Consider the following 20,536-nt stretch of genomic DNA (forward strand, 5'->3'; position numbering starts at 1 on the left):
TAGAAAAAGGGTCCTCCCCCCCGAACCCCTTTCCTAAAACTTTTAATATTTTCGTCATTTAGATGTGTTGGGGAAGATAGGCTCTTGCCATTTATAAAGTGTTATCTGAATGAAGCGTTACGCTCTCATGAACGTCTTTTTGGCATGGCCGCACTAATGAAAAGAAGAACCACAAATGTTCCGACCTGCACAAAGTAAGGAAGAGACACTCAAAAGCCAAAAAGTATTAAAAGTCTTTGGAAGGGGGTCTGGGGGAGAACCTTTCTTCAGAAAGGTTTCCCCCGGTTAAACCCGCAGGCAGCGACAAAAAAATCCCCTGACGGGTGTACCGACAGGGGATTTTCCAAGAAACTATGATAGCACTTCTCTATTCAATAAATCGTATCAGGAGATCCTCTTGATGACCAGATCGGTGACCGTAACGTTGTAGTTCGATCCTGCTGCGCCTAATGTGAATACGAATGCTGTATCGTCGTCAGTATCCTCGGTCATGGTGAACTTGGAGGAGTGGTGCTGCTTCTGGTTAGTGAAGGTCAGCGGAATGTAGTGGTACTGACCGTAAGGATCGTAGTTCTGCTGGATCTTGCAGCCCAGGTCGAGATTTCTGTCCGCCTGATAGTCGAACGAGATCTCATAGGTAGCGCCCTCTACGAACTCGATGCCGGGATATGCGCCCTGCACCTGCCAGTTCTCGGTGCCCGAATTGTTTACGTGGATCTGGAAGCCGTTGCTCAGATTGGTGAAGTTTGCGGATGCGCCGCTCTCCTCCGACCACCAGCCGTAGAACTTGGAAGCGTCGGGGGTGAGGTTAACGCCTGTCTGCGGGTTATCAGGGGTCTGAGGGGTCTGGGGGTCAGTGTTGGAGCCGCCGCTCACCTTAACGAGCGAAAGGTTGGTCACGGTGGACTTGTTCGGAACTACTGCGCCTGTGCCGCCGAGGTTGAATGTTACACGGCAGGCAGGATCGGTAGCGCCTGTGTAGGTAAAGGTAGCGGTGTAGTGCTGAACGTTGGTGGACCAGTCAAGGGTGTCGCTGTAGAAATGCAGGTAGTCTCCGTGACCCTGATTTATCATGAAGAATGCGGACTGGGGCTTTTCGGAAACGTAGTCGAAGGATACCTTGTAGGTAGCGCCCTGTTCAAGGGTGATAGCGTCATAGAAGAACTGAGCGTCCCAGTCGTTCTTGCCGCCTGCATTGACCTGCATCGAAACGCCGTTGTCAACGTAGGTCATCTCGCCCGAAGCGCCGTTGGAAGTCTCTGTCCAGCTTGCCCAGTTGTCCTCGTTAGCGCAGAGGTTGTTGGGGTCGCTTACCTGCTGAGTAGGATTAGCGATCTCTCTCTCCATCTCGATGAGGTCGGTCACGTTGATCTCGCCGTCCATGTTGAAGTCAGCCTTGTAGCTGATGTCAGAGATGAGCTCAACGATGTACTTCTGGGTCAGCTCAACGTCGGTCTTGTCGAGCTTGCCGTCGCCGTTAACGTCGCCCCTTACCTCAGCGGGTGCGGGGGGATCAACGATGGTAGTGCCTGTGCCAGCCGCTTCAAGCATAGCGTTGAGCAGTTCGGGCTGGGACACCTTCAGAGTACGGCGGTTGTAGATCTTGTACTGATTACCGTTATCCCACCAGATGCAGCCGATGCCGTAGTTGGTGCACTTTTCAACGAGGTATCTCGACCACGAGGTGATCTGATCCATGTTGCCCTTGTTTGCGCAGCCGAACTCACCGACGATAACGGGGATGCCCTTCTTTACGAAGGTTCTGTTGATGTTATTCAGCACGTTGTCAAGGGGGCCGCTTGTCCAGGTAGTAACGTTCGGGTAGTCCTCGTGGGTGAACTCAAACGGCTGGTAAACGTGAGTCTGAACGATGATCTTGTTGCTTACGGTATCTCTCGGAAGAACGAACTGGCTTGTGATCTCGTTGTTCGCGCCTGCACAGTAGGTGTTGCAGACGAGAGTTCTCTTGCTGTTGTTGCCGCCCGACTTTCTGACGGTATCAACGAAGATCTGGTTGAGATCATTCGAGATGGGGCAAGCCTCGGAGCCGGGAATCCACCACTGGTTCTCGGTGCCGTCGAGGATCTCGTTGAAGCCCTCGAACAGCAGCTTGTCGCCGTAATCCTTGAAGTTATCGCTCACCTGCTCCCAGATAGAGGTGAATATCTGCTTCTTGTTCTGGAGATTGTTGCTGTTAGCCTTGAGCCAGCCCTTTTCGCCTGTGTCGTGGTGAACGTTGATGATGCAGTACATATCATCCTCAAGCACCCAGTTGACGATCTCTTCGACTCTGTTCATCCACACCTGATCGATCTGGTAGGTGTTGGGATCCATATGCTCATACCAGGTGACAGGAACGCGGATAGTCTTGACGCCCGACTGCTTGACCATGTCGATCATTGCCTTGGTGGTCGCGGGGTTGCCCCATGCAGTCTCGGAAGAGGTGCTTCCTCTGTTGGAGCCGAATGTCGTGCCCGAGTAGCTGTCGAGCGAGTTGCCGAGGTTCCAACCGAAGCCCATATCTGTGACTGTTTCCTGCGCGGTCTTATCGAAGCCTGCTGCCTCTGCGTTTGTCGGTTCAACGAACGTCAGGCTTGACAGAGCCAGAGCACAGACCATTGAAATTGTTAGAGCCTTTCGGCTTTTTATCATCATAATACATTCTCCTTTTTAAGAACAAGTAAATATGGTTGTGATTCAGCCTGCCGCCTTACCCTCCCTGATCTGACGGCAGACCTTCGGGCAGTACCGCAAGCACAGCGTTACTGCCTTAGCTTCTTCATTTGTACTCACAGCGCTTGCTGACGGTCAGCTGTGAGGGGATGACGCATCCTTTCAGCCGTGATCGGCGGCTTCGGGGATAGTCGGTCTGTGAAATATGCGCATATACATTAACTATATTTATTATATACTATTGACAATGTATAGGCAATGATATATAATATAAGATAGATGATGTTTTTTGAAAATCGGGTGATATAGATGAAAATTAACAATGTCGGCTATAATCACAGGCACGATGCGGATTTTTTTATCGATCGTCCGACGGGCAGCGGCGACTGTCTGCTGCTGCTGCTGAAGACGAATGCCATCTTCACGCTGAACAAAAAAGACGTAAAAATACCGAAGGATTCGTTCTTTTTGTTCCCGCAGGGGATGCCGCAGTACTACCGTTGCGTCCCCAAGCACGAGTTCGCAAACGACTGGGTGCATTTCAGTTTCGGGCAGGGCGAGGAGGAAGAATTCCTCAAAAGAAAGATCCCCTACGCGCAGGGGATCAGGACAGATTCGATCGAGTTTCTCAGCTGGTGCATCAAGGCGGTGGCTGACGAGTTCGCTTCAAGGTCACCCTATGCTCAGGAGAATATGCAGCACTATATGTGGCTGATCTTCAACCGCGTCAGCGATGTGCTCCATCTGCCCGACGAGCAGATACACGATTCCGAGCACGAGATGCTGCTGACCATCCGCCACAAGATCTACGCCGAGCCGTACATCCCCCGTTCCATCACCTGGGCGGCTCATGAAGTCCGCATGAGCCCCGCTTCCTTCCAGTACTACTACAAAAAGACCTTCGGCGTGACTTTCGTGCAGGATTTCATCAACGCCAAGATGGAATACGCGATGATGCTCCTGACGTCCACGAACCTGACCGCCCACGACATCGCGGGAAAATGCGGCTACCGCAACTACGAGCATTTCACGCGGCAGTTCAAGGAACGATGCGGCATCACACCGCTCGAATACCGAAAGCACCACGAATAACCATCGAAGAACACATTATACATCGGCTGTGAACTTTCCGATCGCCTCAGATCGGGAAGTTCGCCGTTTTTTATCACAAAAAAACGGCAGTTCCCGAAGGAACTGCCGAAGTTGATCCGATATTCGGTTCAGAGACCTTATCAGCCCGGGATAGTGAGGGTGATAGCTCTCTTGTTGATGTTGCTGGTATCCCAGTTGCCGTTGATTCTTGCGCCAACAACAACCTTGTAAGTGCCAGCAGGAACGCCGGTTCTGCTGTAAGTAAGAACATTGCCCTGAGCAAGGATCTTCCACTTACCAGCGGTGTAGTAAGCAACACAGTACTTGTCTGCGCCATCAACAGCGGTCCAGTCAAGCTTGAATGCGTTCTTGGAGGTAGTAGCCTTAGCTACAGGATACTTAGGAGTAGGAGTAGTTCCGGTAGGCTTCAGGTTAGGATACAGAGTAGCCATTACGCCGAGAGCCATCATGTCGTCGCCTGCGTGCCAGAATCTGTGGTAGCTCAGGTCAACAGCAGCAACGTTCTTGAACTTCGCGAGCTCAGCCTTACCCTCTTCGCTGGATGCGGAGTAGTCGCCGGACCACTTAGCACCGTTAGCAACGTCCTTATTGTAAGCTTCTCTGAGCTTAGCAACGAGCTGAGTAGCCTCAGAAGAAGTCTTAGCGCCTTTGCACTTGCTTGCATCAGCATACATGGAGCGGATGCTCTCGAATGTAGCGCCGTGCTCAAGCTTGTCGCCGTTAGGCATCTCGCCGTGGTAATTCTCAGGAATGTATACGCCCTGGCTGAAGAAACGTGCGAGCGAGCCGTTGTGCTCAGTTCTGGACATACCGATGTCGTCGCGGCCGAGAGTCCATGCACGGTCGATCAGCTGCTGAGCGAGGTACAGAGAAGCCTTAGGCAGGTTAGCATCCTTGGAGGAAGCGTAAACCTTAGTGCCCTTCTTAATGTTGGTAGCACCCTCAATGTTGTAGTTGAAGGAACCGCCTACAGAGGTCTCGGTAAGACCGCTGATCTCGGAATCCTTAACGCCCTTAGCTGCTGCATAGTAGATAAGAGTGTTAGCGAGCGAAGATACGCAGCCGAGGTCAGTGTTGCCGTAGCCGGAGATAGTGCAGCTCAGGCCGCTGTTGTTAGTAGCGGTGCCGTTCCAGCTGTCAGGCTGACCCTGCCAATCAAGGTTGGAAGGCATATAGAAGTCGCCGTCAGAGGTGAGAACGGTGTTGTTAACGAACCATGCGCACCACTTGTCGAGGATCTGCTCAAGAGCAGCTTCCATGGACATTCCGCCGGGTCTAACGCCGGTGGTGTCGCCGCCCTTGCCGCTCTTTACCCAGTAGTAGAGCTCAGCGAGACGCTGTACAGCCCATACCTGGTTACCGGTCCAGTGGTTGGAGCCCGGGTCAGCATATACAGGATGCTCAACGTACATCATACCATAGAAGGTAGGAACGCCGGAAGGATAAGTTTCGTAACGGCCATGGTAGGAGTTGGTAGCACCACCGGCGATAGGACCGTCAGAGGACTGGAGCCAGAGGTAGAACTCGAGCTGTCTCTCGAGGGACTTCTGGTAATCAGCCTTAGCGCCTTCAGCCTTCATGTCGGAGGACAGGTCGTTAAGCAGAGCGTAAGCAGCCAGCGGGTTCTGATAGAACTCGTGAGCGTGCGAGCAACCGATCTGCCAGCACCAATCCTGACCTGTGCTCTTGAGAGCGCCGCCCCAGGAAGTGTACCAGTTCATCAGGTAGTGCTTGGAGTTGTCGCCTGCGTTGCCGTTGGTCCAGCTGGTGTTGGTAGCGATGGTCTGATAGTACTTATCGTACATATTGTTACGGAGCTCATCACCCATCTCAGAAGCCTTAGCCTGAATGTCATCAATGCCTTCAAGACCCCACTTGGTAGCGTCATATACACCCTGGATTGCACGGTCTTCAGCGTCAGGAGCGTTGGTGTAAGCCCACTGAGGAGTTACTACAGCATCCCTGTTGAAGATACCCTTGATACCCTGTTCCTTGTTACCGGCCTTCTTCTCCTCGATGCAGGGGAACGGAACAGTTTCCCAGCAGGACTCCTGCTCGCCGCGCTGGAAGGTGTTGATGAAGGTGAAGTCTGTGCCGGAGCCGAAACCATACCAGTTATCAACGTCAGCCAGCCAGTGCATCAGGTAGAGACCGCCCTTGCTGTTCTTGCCGTTGTAAACCTTTGTGAACTTGCTGAAGATCGGGTTGGAAGCAGTCTTGCTAGCCTCGCCTGCCCAAGCGTTCGGGCACTGATCGGGAGTATCATACTCGCCGCAGTACTGAGCGCTTACAGAGCTGGCAGCCCAGAAGGAATCCTGAGTATCAGGGATCATTACCTCCATGGTCTTCCAAGCCTTAGCGAGGTCGCCTACGGACTGACCGCTGAAGGTCTGACCGGAGTTCTTAACGATGTTGTCGTGCATTGCTGCAACCCATACGAGGTAGGACATAGCCTCGGAAGTAGTCTCGTGACCGTAGTCAGGAGCCTCGATGATAACCTCTTCCTTGGAGTGGTAGGGGATACCGAAGGAATTAGCACCGCCGTTGTTGGACGACATATAGCCGTTCTGCTGACCCTGGGTAACTACATCGTAGTAGAGAGACATAAAGCGCTGAGCATAGGTATCTTCACCATACTGGTTAGCCTTAGTTCTCTGAGAAGTAGCAGCGGATGCGGGGATAGCTGCGGAAACAACGTTTGCAGCCATTGCTGCGGTCAGGACACTTGCAACTGCAGCCTTGATTTTCTTAGAAACCATTTAATATTCTCCTCTCAAAAGAATGATCCGGCAATCTCTTGCCGTTGGTTTGTTTGCAGGCTTAGCCTGCGCTTTTGAACGTAACAGTGAATGATATCCATGGGGTCTTTTTTGCAGTGTATCAAAGGCTAACACACTGCCGCGATCTTCACCGCGCACAAAAACCACACAAATATACCACTATTCCTACAAATTATTATACACTATTTTTTTTATTTTGCAAGTGTTTTTGCACACTTAATCGTTTAAAAGCAACATTTTCAGCGGTTTGAACACCAAAACTGTATTTCATTTGTCTATATTATCTAATATCTTTAATTTTCAAGCTTTTCGGGGTACTTAATCGTTTAGAAATCAAATTTCGGCGGTTTGACCACTACAGCCGCTCACGCCTTGTTTATTATATCCAATTTTTTGGACGTTTTTGAATTTTCGGTAAATTTCAGGTGTAACTTTTCTGAACATAACGCGTTTTTTCGCGTTTTTTGTGTCTGCCGCCTTACGGCAACACTTCGTCTACATTTTTTTGCTGTCGGCGCAAAGTTTTATTTGTTCTCACCAAGTATTCTCCAAAAATGCATATTTTATACATTCCAGGTTCACTTTTATATAGGATAATACAAGTATATGTGTATCCGCCCGAAAGGGACATCGGGGCACATCAACAATTTGACTAAACCGATCCTGTTAATAAGATGAAAGGAGCCTTTTATGGTTGAAGTTAAGAACCTGACAAAGCAATACGGTCACGTTACGGCTGTAAGTGACCTGAGCTTTGAGATCAGGGACAATGAGATCCTTGGATTTCTCGGTCCGAACGGTGCGGGCAAATCCACTACGATGAACATCATCGCAGGCTATCTGCCCACAACTTCGGGCACTGTCACCGTCAGCGGACACGATATCAAAGAGGACGCAAGAGCCGCAAAGCGCTGCATCGGCTATCTCCCCGAGATACCGCCCCTCTACCCCGATATGCGCGTCGAGGAGTACCTGCGCTACTGTGCGGGCATCAAGGGCATCCGCCGCGGAGACCGCAAGAAGGAGGTCGAGAAGGCTATGGTCCGCCTCGAACTCACCGATATGCGCCGCCGCCTGATAAGCAATCTCTCGAAGGGTTACAAGCAGCGTGTGGGTCTCGCTCAGGCGATAATCGGCGACCCCGAACTGCTCATCCTCGATGAGCCGACCGTAGGTCTTGACCCGACACAGGTGGCTGAGCTGAGAAAGTTCATCCTCGAACTCGGAAAGGATCATTCGGTCATCCTGTCCTCTCACATCCTCGGCGAGATCAGCGCTGTCTGCAACCGCGTAGTCATCATCAACAAGGGTGAGCTCTGCGCCATCGACACCATCGAGAACCTTGAACGCAAGGCATCGGGTTCGCCCCTGCTCATCCTTACCATCGAGGGCGATCAGGATGCTGCCACAGCTGTTCTGAAGAAGATAAGCGGCGTCACCGAGATCGAAGATGTCATGGATATGGACGACAATATCTACGTTTTCAGGCTCAGGCTCGAAAACGAGAAGGTTCGTCAGGAGATCATGAGCGAAATGGTCAAGAACAACATCAACATCACCGAGATGTCTATGGAAAAGCCTGATCTTGAGCAGGTATTCCTTGAACTCACGGGCAAGAAGTAAAGGAGTGTGCAAAATGTTTTCTTTATATAAAAAAGAGATCCAGTCGTTCTTTTACTCGCCGTTCGCGTATGTGCTCTCAGCGCTGTTCATGCTGATTTTCGGCTTCGCGTTCGTGAACAGGATCGCAAGTATGCAGTCGAGCGTATTCCAGTTCTCGTTTCCCGATATGTTCTACAACAACTTCTTCTACTTCATCTTTATAATACCGCTCCTGACGATGCGTTCCTTTGCTGACGAGCGCCGCGGCGGTACAGAGGTACAGCTGCTCACGAGCCCGCTGACCGTTACACAGATCGTCCTTGCGAAGTTCCTTGCGATCGTGACCGTGTTTCTGTTCATGATCGCGCTCTCGCTGTTCTACCCCATCTACATATCCTTCCACGGCGCAGTTATCTGGTCGTCGCTCATCTGCGGCTACATCAGCTTCTTCCTGTGGGGTCTGGTGTGCATCGCTCTCGGTATGCTGTTCTCGTCCATGCAGAGCAGCGCCATCATCGCAGCGATAATCGGTGAGATCGTGATGGAGGGCTTCCTGTTCCTCGATCAGTTCGCCGCTACCAAGATGGTACAGAGCTATCCGCACCTTAATTCCGTTGTGACCTGGTTCTCTATGCAGCGCCGCTTCGTTTTCTTCGCACAGGGTATGTTCCGTCTCGAAGACCTCGTGTTCTTCCTCAGCCTTACCGCACTGGTACTGTTCTGGAACATTCTGTACATCGAAAAGCGCCGCTGGAGCCATCGCTGATTGGAGGGAATAGAACATGGCAAATAAAGAAACCGCAAAACCGAAGAAGACGCGCAGCTTTACTGTCGCTGCCGCTGTGTTCGCCGCGATCGCACTGGCGATCGTCGTCCTGATCAATCTGATGGTGTCCCGTCTGAACATCATATGGGATATGACCCCCACGAGCATCTACAAGCTCACGGATCCGACCAAGAACTACCTGAAAACAGTGGATAAGAAGGTCAACTTCTACTTCCTGTTCGACATGGACGTGCTTTCCACCGATACCGAAAGTATGCCGCTCTACAACGCACTTAAAGAGTACTCGTCCTACGACTGCATCAACTTCCAATCGTTCAACCCCGACAACGACCCCGACAAGACCAAGGAGCTCCAGGATTTGGGCTACACGGTATCTCAGGGCGACATCGTAATCGAGTGCGAGGGCAGGAGCAAGCTCATCCCCGCAAACTCTATGTTCGAGACCCGCAGCAGCAAAAGCTCCGACGGCAATCAGACCGTAAGCTCGGTCTACTTCACAGGTGAGAATCTCATCACAGGCGCGATCGAGGCTGTAGTCAGCGGTAAGGAGATCAAGATGTATTTCCTGACAGGCCACGGCGAAAAGTCCATCGACACCGATTACACCGTCCTCAAAAAGGCCCTCTCGGCTCACAACTACAAAGCTGAGACCCTCAGTCTGGTCACCAGCGATACCGTTCCCGACGATGCGTCTGTAATAATCATAGCCGCACCACAGAACGATATCTCCGACAGCGAGCTTACTACACTCAACAAGTACCTCGACAACGGCGGAAACATCTGCTTCTGGATGTCTCCGAACAGCGCCGAGACCGACTACACCAACATTGAAAAGATCCTCCATGACTACAGCATCATGATGGACTACGACATGGTATACGAGAAGGATGATGACCTGCACTCCCCGAATGATGAGACCTCTTTCTTCTGTAGTATCGTCGCAGCAGAGCAGACCGACAGCATCGACCTCACAAGCGAGCTGAAGACATATACCGATCAGGGCGCTCTGCCTGTAATGTCCGCTACCCGCAGCTTCGCACAGATCTACAACGAGGGCAACAGCATGGAGAACATTACCGTGGGCTCCCTGCTCCAGACCGTTGACAGGATCGGCGATGGCTCCTCTACCGCTGTAGGCGAACCTCTCGGCGGCGCAAAACCCCGTGACCGCGTCGAGAACTGCGTGCTCGACCTTTCGATGTTCTCCACCGACCGCAACCGTGCAAATTCCAAGATCATGGTAATGGGCAACGCCGAATTCATCGACGACGATAATATCTATCAGGCATACAATGTCATCTCCGTAAACTTACAGCTGTCTGTTTTCTCGTGGATGTATGACTCGGAAAAGGCTCTCGACTTCGGTATCGCGAGCAAGGAGCGCATCTTCGACGAAATGAGCATCGAGACCCAGAAAAAAGCAACCGCGACCAACGTTCTCTTTATTGCCGTACCTGTCGTTGTCGGACTTCTCGGCGGCGCAGTATGGCTCAGACGGAGGTATTCAGAATGAACCGTAAATCACTGATCGTCACAGGCGTTTCGCTGGCAGCGCTTCTCGGCGGTGCCGCAGGCGCGTACTTCTATGTCGATCACAAGAAGACGTCCGAGGAAGCCCTCTCGAAGGCGGAGACCGAAGCGCTCAAGCTACTCACGTTCAATTCCACCGATGTAAACAGCATCGACATTACGAACGCCGACGGTCATTTCCATGTGACGCTCGGGCAGACAGGCGACTGGGTGATCGAAGATTCGGATTATCCTTACAGCTTCACGCTCAACAGCTACTTCCTCAACGTCGTCGCGGCGTCGATGGGCAAGCTCACAGCCGACCACAAGGCGGATCCCGCCGACCTGAGCAAGTACGGTCTTGACTCGCCCGTAACGGTCGTATGCCACACCCCCGACAGCGACTACACGATACTCGTCGGGAACAGCACGGCGACGAACGAGTTCCGCTATGTCAAGCTCCCCGACGACGACACGGTCTACTGCATCGACGACGAGACGGGCAAGAGCCTGCGCTGTGATCTTTCCGACCTGCGCAGTCCCTACCTCCTCAACTGCTACGACAGCGAGATACAGCAGTTCTCGGTCGTACACAACGGCGAGACCAGCTACGACCTTTCGCGCGACACCGAAAGCACATCGATATGGAAGCTGAACTCTCCGCAGACCAATGTCGCGATCGACTCGATCATCGTCAACACCGTAATAACGAACATGGTGCGCATACAGTCGGAAAAGTTCGAGGGCTTTATCAAAGACAGTTCCGAGCTTGCGAAGTACGGACTGGACAAGCCCGCGTACACTTACACGGTTGTGACCAACGACAAGACCATCACGCTGGAATTCCCCGAATTCAGCGAGGACGACACCGAGATCTGGGGCTACGACCCCGACACCTATGCGGTGTTCTCGCTGTCAAAGGGCAGTGCGGCTTTCCTGTCGGGCAAGTGGTACGATCTGACGGCAAAGCAGGCGATGAGTGTTCCGTTCATGTCTGCGGCATCGTTAGAGATCGTGGTTGACGGCGAGAAGCACACGTTAGCCATCGACCACGAGAACAAGGGTTACGTATTTGACGACACCGACGTTATTGCGAGCGGAAACGAGGATGCGTCGGCGAATTTTGAGTATTTATATGCGTCGGTATCCGAGATCAAGCATGACGAATTCAGGGATGACGTACCCGAGAAGATGGGCGAGCCGACCTGCACGTTCAGGTACACGCTCACGGACGGTACAACGCGCGAGCTTGCGCTGGTACCGATCGATGACGAGACATACTGGGCGTATATAGACGGCGAGTGTTTTGGTATGACGGTAAGCAAGGCTGCCATCACGGGAGCGAACGGCTGTCTGAAATTTATCGAGCTTTTATCAAAAGACCTCGGTATTGAAAACAAGAATTAAGCGAAAGCCCCGAGGAAAACCTCGGGGCTTTGTTCATCACAAATGACCCGTACACGCCAGAGACTAAAAAGTTTAGGAGGGAGACCCCCGCCTTAGCTGCGCACGGCTACAAAGGGTTCCCAAACAGTAACTCAGGGACAGAGCCTCCATCCCGTATACGCCAGAGACTCAAAAAGTTTAGGAGGGGTCTGGGGAGACCCTTTTCAAAGGGTCCCCCAGCAGGGGCTCGGGGACGGCGTCCCCGCCAAGGGAATAAGGCTTTGAAGCCAAAGCGCACCAACATCCCCCCACCAACATAAAATCGGCAAATCCCGAAAAACCGTCCCGAAAGGCGCAACATGAAAGACTATCACAAACTCCCAAGAACACACCGATTTGCCGATTTTATTTTTGCGAGAGAGCGCAAGCGATTCGAGTGAAACACCCCATCGCGCCGAAGGTGCGACAAAACGGCGCGAGGACTACATATTTTTGCGCTGGGCTGTAGAAATCGCTGGCGCGATTTTTGGGGCTTTGCCAAAAGTCGCTTCGCTCTTTTGGCAAAATAAAATCGGCATTTCACGCTTCGAGGATTTGTTTGAGCTACGCTTTCATGCGGAGTTCTTTTCCTCGGGTTTTCGGGAAATGCCGATTTTATTTTCGGTCGGGGCGTTTGTGCGCTTTGGCTTCAAAGCCTTATTCCCAGGGCGGGGACGCCGTCCCCGAGCCCCTGCTGGGAGGGACCCTTTGAAAAGGGTCTCCCCCAGACCCCCTCCTAAACTTTTTAGTCTCTGGCGAGGACGGGTCGTTTGTTGGATCTTTTTTGTTTTTATTCTTCTTCCGTGGGTCTGTACATCAGGATGCTTACGTTGAATATGTGCTCGTGCGTCTCTATCTCCATCGAACCATTATACCTGTCTACTATACTCGCTACCGATCTTAACCCTATCCCATGATCCGCTTTCGTCGTTACAGGCAACCCGTTCTTGTCTAACATTATCCCGCCTCTGTACGGATTGAATATCGAGATCACTAACGTCTCATATAATAACATCCCGACTTTGATGTTCACCAGTCGATCGTCACCCTCAAGCTTCGACGCGGCATTTATCGCATTCTCTAATAGATTGCCTAATACCGCACACATATCACTCTCCCTGAATCCTAACTTCTCGGGAAGATCCAGCGACCACGTTATCGCTACTCCACTCTCCTTCGCGATCTCGTCATAATGCCTCGCTATCGCATCAACTATGCGGTTCGCACATAACGTTCGGTTCGGATTGTTCGCTGTCCTTACTATCGGCGCTATGTACTTCTTCAGATTCTCTATCTCGTTCCTGTTCAGCATATCTTCGATGATGAGCAGATGCTGCCTGAAATCATGCCTCAGCTCACTCGTCTCCCGCAGATATTGCTGCGTCTTGATGAACTGCTTCTCCTCCATCTTCAATAGGTCATACCGCTGACGAAGATCCGCTGTGTCCGTCATCTTCCTCGCAAGCCACCATAGGATGTGGTAGAGAAATAACGACGTGAACGGCAGCGATAACAGTACTACAAGACATATAGGTCGCAGCCTTCCCGTCATTACGTTCGAGGCACTCTGCGGATTTATCCATATCATAGCCGCCGCAGCCGTTATCGGCGCCGCCATCAGCACTTTCCACGTCGAGTCAAGCGTTTCGTTCTCGAACAGCTCGGGGAACTTTACAAGGAGCGCACGGGTGTACATCGCACCTATCAGCACACTTACCCCCAGCCGTATCAGCGCCGTGCTCCTGTACAGCACGGTCTGGTCGTTGTCAAGCTCCATCGGGGCTGTCAGGAATGTTGAATAGGTGGACGCAAAACCGCATATCATCACCGAGTTCGCAAAACAGAATATCTTCTTCGCGTGAGAATAGTCAAAACACAGGTAGTATGCGATGTAAAACAACACCATGCAGGGAAATAAGACCGCGTTCGACGGCAGCATGAATATCGAACATACCACAGCACCGCCCGCGATGAATAGCCCCAGAGAGACCGCGAGCAGCCCGAACAGCAGCGGCTTTTTTACCCGTCGGGCATGGTATACGGGCATTATCGCATACGCCGCGGCAGGCACTATCATTGCAAGCTCGATGGCGTAGCGGATGATGATGTCGGGATTCATATATCAGGTCTCCTTCGCATTCGCTCGACAAGATATTTCGTGAATCTTGAAGTGATCTCCTTGCTGCCACGCTGTCGGATGGGACTGCTCGAACCGTCCTGCATGATGATATTGTTGTTGCTTATCTTCACGGCATAGTCCATGTTTATCAGGACTCCGCGGATGGGCAGCAGAAAACGTTCTTCCCCCGAAAGCGCGTCCTCAAGGTCCTTGAAAAGCATATTGCTTCGGATAACCTGTCCCGTCAGCAGCTTTATCTCGGTGTTGTGGTTGTTCGACATGACCGAGACTATCTCGGTTATCGGGACGGTCAGCACGTTGTGAGGAAGCGTTATCTTTATGAAACGCTCCTTTTCGGTGTAGACTTTTATAGTCCTGTTGGTCACTTCCGCAAAGTCCTCGTAGCTGTACGGCTTGCAGAGGTATCCCTTGGGCGCCGAAGCAAAGGTCTTGAACACGAACTCACGGGTGGTGGACATGAAGATGATGTTGATGCGGTCATCCCCCATGCGCAGCCGCTCGGCAAGCTGTATGCCGTTCATCTCGCCCATGCAGATGTCAAGATAGATGATATCGAACTCGCCCTTTCGGTACGCTTTCAGAAAACTCTCGGCACTCGCGAATTCCGTCACACGACAGCTGAACCGCTCGGTCTCCGAAAAAAATCTGTTTATATGATCCGCAATAAGTTTGCGGTCGTCAGCAAGGTCGTCTATTATCGCTGCGGATAATTCCATTCACATTCCTCCTCATCGTTTTGACACCATATCAGTATAAATACCATTATATCACACTTTTGAGAAAAATACAATGACCTTCCCCTGCAACTCACGAAAAAAAACCACCTCTCACGCCGTGGGTGCTGTAATTCACTGGGGGAAAGCAACTGGGGGAAACCTTTCTGAAGAAAGGTTCTCCCCTTGCCGTGCGAAGCTAAGGCGGCCCCCTTTCCAAAGACTTTTAATATGTTGTTCGTTTGTTGTGGACGGGAATATAGTCCCTTGACATTTCAAAAGAGACCATCCGAAAAATCACGCAAATGAGGCGTAAACCTCTCTTGAACGTCTTTTTGGCAAGGGCGGACTATTGAAGAGAAGAACTACAAATTCCCCGACCTGCACAAACTAAGAAAGAATCACCCAAAAGCCAAAAAGTATTAAAAGTTTTAGTGAGGGGGTTTGGGGGAAGACCCTTTTTCAAAAGGGTCTCCCCCAAGAAAAAACCTCGCGCAGTAAAAATATCCAAGGCATCGGATTGACAAAAGCGGAATAAAATGGTATACTTGTAATAATAATTTGTGTATATTATGTGACATTCGCAGTGGGACGGCAGGACTGAGAGCATTCGGGGGAAGAAGTTGAGAACTTTGCTGGCAAAAAAGCGTGAGTGTGAGCAGGTCTTTAAGATACTGTTCTTTACAGTGTTCATAGTCAGTCTGCTTGTCGGCGGGTATCTGACGAAGCGTGTCGGGCGGCTGTCCGACAAAAACGCCGACGCGATAGAGTACATCGAGAGCTGGACTGTCACCGACGCTTCGGGGAACAGCTTCAAGGCAGGCAGGACATACGAGGACGAGCGGGCGCTGACGGAAGATTTCGTCATCACCGCGGTGCTGCCCGACAATATCTCGAACGGGAGCATCCTGTGCTTTTCAAACAGGAGCGATGTGAGCGTCTATATCAACGGCTCCCTGCGCAAGGAATTCAAGCGGTCGAGGGACGTGAATATCCCGGGCGGTTCGCTGAAAGACTTCTACATGACCGTGCCCCTCAAACACTCGGACGCGGGCGCGGAGCTGAAAATGATAAGATACAGAACAGACTGGCATCCCGCAGTCGTCTCCGAGACATTCGTGACCACGAACCACGGGATGAACAATTACATGGCGGAGAGGTACGGGCTGTCCTTCGTCATGTCGGTAGTACTGCTGGTGGCGGCACTGCCGGTGCTCTTCATCGGACTCGTGATGCGGTTCTGGTACCGACAACCTATAGATATGCTGTACGCCGCCCTCGGGGTCGCGGACGTGGCGCTGTGGCTGTTGTCCGTGTCGCAGTTCACGCCGCTCATCACGGGCATCTATTTCGCCGACGGCATCATGGGGTTCATGTTCTGTATGCTGATGCCCTTCGCACTGCTCATCTACATCAACGCCATCCAGAAACAGAGATATATCAGGTGTTATTCGGCGCTTTTCATGCTGTCGCTGACGAGCTTCGTGCTGTGGACGGTGCTGCATTTTTCGGGCATACAGTCCTTCCAGACCTCGCTCATCTACATGGATCTGATCCTGGGGCTTGTGATAGTGAGCGTGCTTGTGACGCTCATCATCGACATCAGGAAAGGGCATACCAGGGAGTATCCCTACACGGCGCTCGGCTTTGCGCTGTTCATGGTGCTGTCCATAACCGAGATCGTGATGCTTCTGGTGTTTGAGCTCAACAGTGAGATACCGATACTCGCAGGCCTGCTATGCCTGCTGATACTCGTCATGTTCCAGCAGGTGATGACATCCGAAAGGAGAAGCGGCACCTGGTCGATCAGGTCAACAGCAAGATCAGGGAGAACGAGCAGATGCTCATACATATCGTTCAGACGCTTGCAGGCACCATCGACGCAAAGGACACCTACACCAAGGGTCATTCGAGCCGCGTGGCGGAGTATTCGCGTGAGATAGCGCGGCGGTACGGCTACGATGAAACGGAGCTCAACGACATCTACATGATGGGGCTCCTGCACGACATCGGAAAGACAGGCATCCCCGACGCCATCATCAACAAGCCCGGCAAGCTCACACCCGAAGAGTACGACATCATTAAAAAGCATCCCACAATGGGCGGCATCATCCTCGACAACATCAGCGAAAAGCCCGAGCTTTCGATGGGCGCGAGATGGCACCATGAAAGGTTCGGCGGAGGACACCGCCTACTCCATGCGCGAGAGCAGCGGACAGGACACTTGATATTCGGCAAGGATATTGACTGTCGGAGAATTATATGCTATAATATATCCACACAGCACTGCTGTGAAAACATTTTTTGGAGGTACATATCATGAGCGGCATTGAAAAAGTTTATCAGTTTCTTGACGAAGCACAGACCTACTATCTTGCGACTGCCGAGGGCGACCAGCCGAGGGTAAGACCTTTCGGGACGGCACTTCTGTACGGCGGAAAGCTCTACATCCAGACGGGAAAGGTCAAGGATGTTTCAAAGCAGATAGCGGCTAACCCCAAGGTCGAGGTATGTGCTTTCAAGGACGGAAAGTGGCTCCGCATAGCAGGCGAGCTCGTGAACGACGACGACAGAGCGGTCAAGGAAGCAATGCTTGAAAAGATGCCTGCGCTGAAGGCAATGTACAGCGCGGACGACGACAATACTCAGGTGTTGTATTTCAAAAACGCGACTGCCGTGTTCAGTTCGTTCACCGAAGCCCCCGAGACTATCAGCTTCTGAAGGAGGTCATCACAATGACAGAAAAGGAACAGATCTTAGACGCAATGAAAAAAGCAGGCGAACCGCTCAACGCAGGCAAGATCGCCGAGCTGACAGGTCTTGACCGCAAGGCCGTTGACAAGGCCATGACGGCCATGAAAAAGGACGGTTCTATCGTGTCTCCCGTGAGATGCAAGTGGGAGCCAGCCGAAAAGTGATACATCAACGATCCCCGACGGTCTGCGCGGCTGTCGGGGATCTTATCTTTGCGTGTATGTGATAACGTTGTCTCGTAATGGATTTTTCGGCTCAGAGCGCGAGCTGTGTTGTCTTGGCAAATTCTGAAAATACGGCATGGTTTTCTCGGATAACGTTATCACGTTTTCAGCGCAGGTAATTTTTTGTTCAAAACAAAGCCGATGTCATGTAATTATTTTCGCATGACATCGGTCTTTATTTTAAAGTTAGTTTTAAAAATCGGGAACAGATATTGTAAGAAAAGATGAACGTGACAACGTTATCTAAGTAACCGATTGACGGGGCGGAGATCATGTGGTATAAATATATTTGAGCAAAGAAAGCAAACCGATAAAAAGTTTTTATACGGCGAAGAAAATATGAGGGAAAGAATATGGGAGCGTATATAAGGATAGAGGACCTTCACAAGACCTTTAAGAATAAAAAAGAAAAGATCGAAGTCCTCAGGGGTATCGACCTTGAGATAAATAAAGGTGAAATATACGGAATAGTAGGTTTTTCGGGGGCGGGCAAGTCAACGCTGGTCCGCTGCATCAACCGCCTCGAAGAACCCGACAGCGGCAAGGTGTGGATCGGAGATACCGAGATCACCGCGCTGAACAAGAAACAGCTCACCGAGCGCAGACGAAAGATCGGCATGATATTCCAGCAGTTCAATCTGTTCGATTCGATGACGGTCTATCAGAACATAGCTTATCCGCTGACCCTCGTGAAAACTCCGAAGAAGGAGATCGAGGAAAAGGTCAGCAAGCTGCTTGAGCTTGTGGGGCTCTCGGACAAGAAGGACGCTTACCCCGGGTCGCTCTCGGGCGGTCAGAAACAGCGCGTCGGCATCGCAAGGGCGCTTGCGAACGACCCCGATGTTCTCCTCTCGGACGAAGCCACCAGCGCTCTCGACCCCGTTTCGACGCTGGCGATACTCGACCTGCTGGAGCAGATAAACGACGAGCTGGGTGTTACAATCATCATGATAACCCACGAGCTTGAAGCCGCAAAACGCATCTGCGGCAAGGTCGCGGTGCTGGAAAACGGCAGGATGATCGAAAGCGGCACAACACAGGACATCTTCCTCGACCCGAAAAGCAGTACGGGAAAGATCTTCCTGGAAGTATACAAGGAATTCAGGCACAAGAGCACGTTCGCGGGAGGTGAGGGAATATGAGTTTTCTGAAATACCCGTTCTGGGATGTTGTGAAGCACGCTTTCAGCAAGGAGGTGTGGGACACCCTGTGGCCTGCGGTCTGGGACACCCTTTACATGGTGGTGCTCAGCGCGGTCATCACGCTGGTGCTGGGCGTACTGCTTGGCATCGGGCTGTCGGTCATCTCGAAAGATGGCGTCCGACCCATACCCGTGCTGAACGAAACGGCAAGCACCATCGTCAACTGTCTGCGCTCACTGCCGCAGATGATAATGATAATCGTAACGCTGCCGCTGGCACGAATGCTTCTGGGACAGAGCTACGGCGTGAACGCCTGTATCATCGCTCTGGCGGCGAGCTGCATTCCGATGTACGCAAGGCTCGTTCAGGGTGCCATCGTTGAGATACCGAAGGGCAAGATCGAAGCGGCGAAGGCGATGGGGTCAAGCTCCGCGGCGATAGTTTTCCGCATCATGCTCCCCGAAGCGATACCCTCGATAATCCGCGGTTTCACAGTGGCGCTCATCGGCATAATCTCGATGACGGCGCTGGCGGGCAGCTTCGGTGCAGGCGGCATCGGGGACATAGCGGTGAGGTTCGGGTTCAACCGTTTCTACCACGATATGCTGATAGCGTCGGTACTGGTACTGATAGTCATGGTGGAGATAGCGCAGATATTCGGCGACCTGTTCTCGAATCTGATACTCAGGAAGAGACATCTTATCTGAGCAGACCAAACTTATCCAAGTCAACACAAACCATATGAAAAGGAAAAAATTTCAAGGAGGAAATCATCATGAAAACAAGAAGGATCTTAGCAGCATTTTTAGCAGGAGCTCTGGCAGCAACGGTATTCGCAGGCTGCGGCAAGTCGGACAGCAGCAGCTCGGAGGCTGAGGTAAAGCAGACCGCCGACGGCAAGGAGCTCACAGTCATCAAGGGTCTTGCAGACCTTACCCCCCACAGCGAGATACTCGAATACGTGGAGCCCGAGCTGAACAAGAAGGGCTACACCGTGGATATCGTCAGCACCGCTTCCGACGCCACATGGAACGAAAAGACCGAGAACGGCGAGGTGGACTTCAACTTCATGCAGCATGAGCCCTACCTCATCGAGTGGAACGAGATCAACAACGGCGACCTCGTGAACATCGGCAACATCCACGTCGAACCTATCGCGGCGTACTCCGAGAAGTACACCTCTGCCGACGAAGTCCCCGACGGTGCGACCATCGTCATCCCCGACGACGCCACCAACGAGTACAGAGCGCTCCGCATCCTCGAACAGCAGGGCTGGATAAAGCTCGGCGAGACCGAGAACGCCCGCGCTTCCGTCGCTGACATCACCGAATTCGTGAAGCCCATCGAGATCACCGAGCTGGACAGCTACCAGATCAACGCTCACATCAGCGAGTTCGACGTTTACATCAACAACACCAACAAGGTCATCGAGGCAGGTCTTGACGCCACCAAGTTCCTGTTCCGCGAGGGTGAGGATTCCCCCTACGCAAACATCATCGTGACCACCCCCGACAAGGCAAACGACCCCGGTCTTAAAGCTCTCGTCGAGGTACTCCAGTCCGAGGACACCGCAAAGTTCATTCTCGAAAAGTACAACGGCGCAGTTATCCCCGTGACCAAAGTTTCAGGCTGATACACTTCAAAGCCATAATAATCTCCTTTCGGGGCTGCCGC

General features: G+C 51.9%; 16 protein-coding genes. 12 read left to right on the top strand and 4 right to left on the bottom strand.

Annotation, left to right across the window (positions count from 1 at the left end; translation table 11 throughout):
* Positions 1–384 precede the first annotated feature (384 nt).
* Positions 385–2,655, bottom strand: a complete 2,271-nt coding sequence (locus BT142_RS01585) for a cellulase family glycosylhydrolase (protein WP_072416443.1) — start codon at positions 2,653–2,655, stop codon at positions 385–387.
* Between the two features lie 327 nt (positions 2,656–2,982).
* Between BT142_RS01585 and BT142_RS01590 the strand changes: the two genes are divergently transcribed.
* Positions 2,983–3,765 carry an AraC family transcriptional regulator gene (locus BT142_RS01590; RefSeq protein ID WP_072416444.1) on the top strand — a complete coding sequence of 261 codons (783 nt, stop codon included), beginning with the start codon at positions 2,983–2,985 and terminating at the stop codon, positions 3,763–3,765.
* Positions 3,766–3,905: 140 nt separating this feature from the next.
* Here BT142_RS01590 and BT142_RS01595 read toward each other — a convergent pair whose 3' ends face one another.
* The gene (locus BT142_RS01595; protein WP_072416445.1) at positions 3,906–6,545 is read right to left on the bottom strand and encodes a glycoside hydrolase family 48 protein; all 2,640 of its coding nucleotides are present in this window, start codon (positions 6,543–6,545) and stop codon (positions 3,906–3,908) included.
* 711 nt (positions 6,546–7,256) lie between these two features.
* Between BT142_RS01595 and BT142_RS01600 the strand changes: the two genes are divergently transcribed.
* The 4 genes from BT142_RS01600 to BT142_RS01615 are packed head-to-tail and all read left to right on the top strand — an operon-like array spanning position 7,257 to position 11,871.
* On the top strand, positions 7,257–8,189 hold the full coding sequence (locus tag BT142_RS01600) for an ABC transporter ATP-binding protein (RefSeq protein WP_072416446.1): 933 nt from the start codon (positions 7,257–7,259) through the stop codon (positions 8,187–8,189).
* Between the two features lie 13 nt (positions 8,190–8,202).
* Positions 8,203–8,934, top strand: coding sequence for an ABC transporter permease (locus BT142_RS01605; protein WP_072416447.1), 732 nt, complete (start codon positions 8,203–8,205; stop codon positions 8,932–8,934).
* 16 nt (positions 8,935–8,950) lie between these two features.
* Entirely contained in the window at positions 8,951–10,468 is a 1,518-nt protein-coding gene (locus BT142_RS01610; RefSeq protein WP_072416448.1) for a GldG family protein, read from the top strand.
* A complete protein-coding gene (locus BT142_RS01615) occupies positions 10,465–11,871 on the top strand; it encodes a DUF4340 domain-containing protein (protein ID WP_072416449.1) in 1,407 nt (468 codons plus the stop codon). Before BT142_RS01610 ends, BT142_RS01615 begins: the two co-directional genes overlap by 4 nt.
* An 808-nt stretch (positions 11,872–12,679) precedes the next feature.
* On the opposite strand, the gene BT142_RS01620 is transcribed toward BT142_RS01615, so the two are convergent.
* Positions 12,680–14,008, bottom strand: coding sequence for an ATP-binding protein (locus tag BT142_RS01620; RefSeq protein WP_072416450.1), 1,329 nt, complete (start codon positions 14,006–14,008; stop codon positions 12,680–12,682).
* On the bottom strand, positions 14,005–14,745 hold the full coding sequence (locus BT142_RS01625) for a LytR/AlgR family response regulator transcription factor (RefSeq protein WP_072416451.1): 741 nt from the start codon (positions 14,743–14,745) through the stop codon (positions 14,005–14,007). Before BT142_RS01625 ends, BT142_RS01620 begins: the two co-directional genes overlap by 4 nt.
* Positions 14,746–15,374: 629 nt before the next feature.
* On the opposite strand from BT142_RS01625, the gene BT142_RS19490 reads away from it, so the two are divergent.
* The 7 genes from BT142_RS19490 (at position 15,375) to BT142_RS01660 (ending at position 20,495) form a co-directional block, all read left to right on the top strand.
* Positions 15,375–16,685, top strand: coding sequence for a hypothetical protein (locus BT142_RS19490; RefSeq protein WP_072416452.1), 1,311 nt, complete (start codon positions 15,375–15,377; stop codon positions 16,683–16,685).
* The gene (locus BT142_RS01635; RefSeq protein WP_072416453.1) at positions 16,583–17,065 is read left to right on the top strand and encodes an HD-GYP domain-containing protein; all 483 of its coding nucleotides are present in this window, start codon (positions 16,583–16,585) and stop codon (positions 17,063–17,065) included. Before BT142_RS19490 ends, BT142_RS01635 begins: the two co-directional genes overlap by 103 nt.
* A gap of 5 nt (positions 17,066–17,070) precedes the next feature.
* Entirely contained in the window at positions 17,071–17,463 is a 393-nt protein-coding gene (locus BT142_RS01640; protein WP_072416496.1) for a pyridoxamine 5'-phosphate oxidase family protein, read from the top strand.
* A 14-nt stretch (positions 17,464–17,477) separates the two neighbouring features.
* Complete coding sequence (locus BT142_RS01645) at positions 17,478–17,660, top strand: helix-turn-helix domain-containing protein (RefSeq protein WP_072416454.1); 183 nt, start codon at positions 17,478–17,480, stop codon at positions 17,658–17,660.
* 413 nt (positions 17,661–18,073) lie between these two features.
* Entirely contained in the window at positions 18,074–18,862 is a 789-nt protein-coding gene (locus BT142_RS01650) for a methionine ABC transporter ATP-binding protein (protein ID WP_072416455.1), read from the top strand.
* Complete coding sequence (locus BT142_RS01655; RefSeq protein ID WP_072416456.1) at positions 18,859–19,569, top strand: methionine ABC transporter permease; 711 nt, start codon at positions 18,859–18,861, stop codon at positions 19,567–19,569. Before BT142_RS01650 ends, BT142_RS01655 begins: the two co-directional genes overlap by 4 nt.
* A 68-nt stretch (positions 19,570–19,637) precedes the next feature.
* Entirely contained in the window at positions 19,638–20,495 is an 858-nt protein-coding gene (locus BT142_RS01660) for a MetQ/NlpA family ABC transporter substrate-binding protein (protein ID WP_072416457.1), read from the top strand.
* Positions 20,496–20,536 lie beyond the last annotated feature (41 nt).

The sequence above is a fragment of the Ruminococcus sp. YE71 genome, from assembly GCF_900119155.1.
GTDB lineage: Bacteria > Bacillota > Clostridia > Oscillospirales > Ruminococcaceae > YE71.

Excerpts from the sequence above, each read along its gene's own strand:
- BT142_RS01605 (WP_072416447.1), top strand. The coding sequence starts at position 8,203 with ATGTTTTCTTTATATAAAAAAGAGATCCAGTCGTTCTTTTACTCGCCG.
- BT142_RS01650 (WP_072416455.1), top strand. The coding sequence starts at position 18,074 with ATGGGAGCGTATATAAGGATAGAGGACCTTCACAAGACCTTTAAGAAT.
- BT142_RS01585 (WP_072416443.1), bottom strand. The coding sequence starts at position 2,655 with ATGATGATAAAAAGCCGAAAGGCTCTAACAATTTCAATGGTCTGTGCT.
- BT142_RS01590 (WP_072416444.1), top strand. The coding sequence starts at position 2,983 with ATGAAAATTAACAATGTCGGCTATAATCACAGGCACGATGCGGATTTT.
- BT142_RS01655 (WP_072416456.1), top strand. The coding sequence starts at position 18,859 with ATGAGTTTTCTGAAATACCCGTTCTGGGATGTTGTGAAGCACGCTTTC.
- BT142_RS01615 (WP_072416449.1), top strand. The coding sequence starts at position 10,465 with ATGAACCGTAAATCACTGATCGTCACAGGCGTTTCGCTGGCAGCGCTT.
- BT142_RS01620 (WP_072416450.1), bottom strand. The coding sequence starts at position 14,008 with ATGAATCCCGACATCATCATCCGCTACGCCATCGAGCTTGCAATGATA.
- BT142_RS01635 (WP_072416453.1), top strand. The coding sequence starts at position 16,583 with ATGCTCATACATATCGTTCAGACGCTTGCAGGCACCATCGACGCAAAG.
- BT142_RS01660 (WP_072416457.1), top strand. The coding sequence starts at position 19,638 with ATGAAAACAAGAAGGATCTTAGCAGCATTTTTAGCAGGAGCTCTGGCA.
- BT142_RS01600 (WP_072416446.1), top strand. The coding sequence starts at position 7,257 with ATGGTTGAAGTTAAGAACCTGACAAAGCAATACGGTCACGTTACGGCT.
- BT142_RS01625 (WP_072416451.1), bottom strand. The coding sequence starts at position 14,745 with ATGGAATTATCCGCAGCGATAATAGACGACCTTGCTGACGACCGCAAA.
- BT142_RS01610 (WP_072416448.1), top strand. The coding sequence starts at position 8,951 with ATGGCAAATAAAGAAACCGCAAAACCGAAGAAGACGCGCAGCTTTACT.
- BT142_RS01595 (WP_072416445.1), bottom strand. The coding sequence starts at position 6,545 with ATGGTTTCTAAGAAAATCAAGGCTGCAGTTGCAAGTGTCCTGACCGCA.
- BT142_RS01645 (WP_072416454.1), top strand. The coding sequence starts at position 17,478 with ATGACAGAAAAGGAACAGATCTTAGACGCAATGAAAAAAGCAGGCGAA.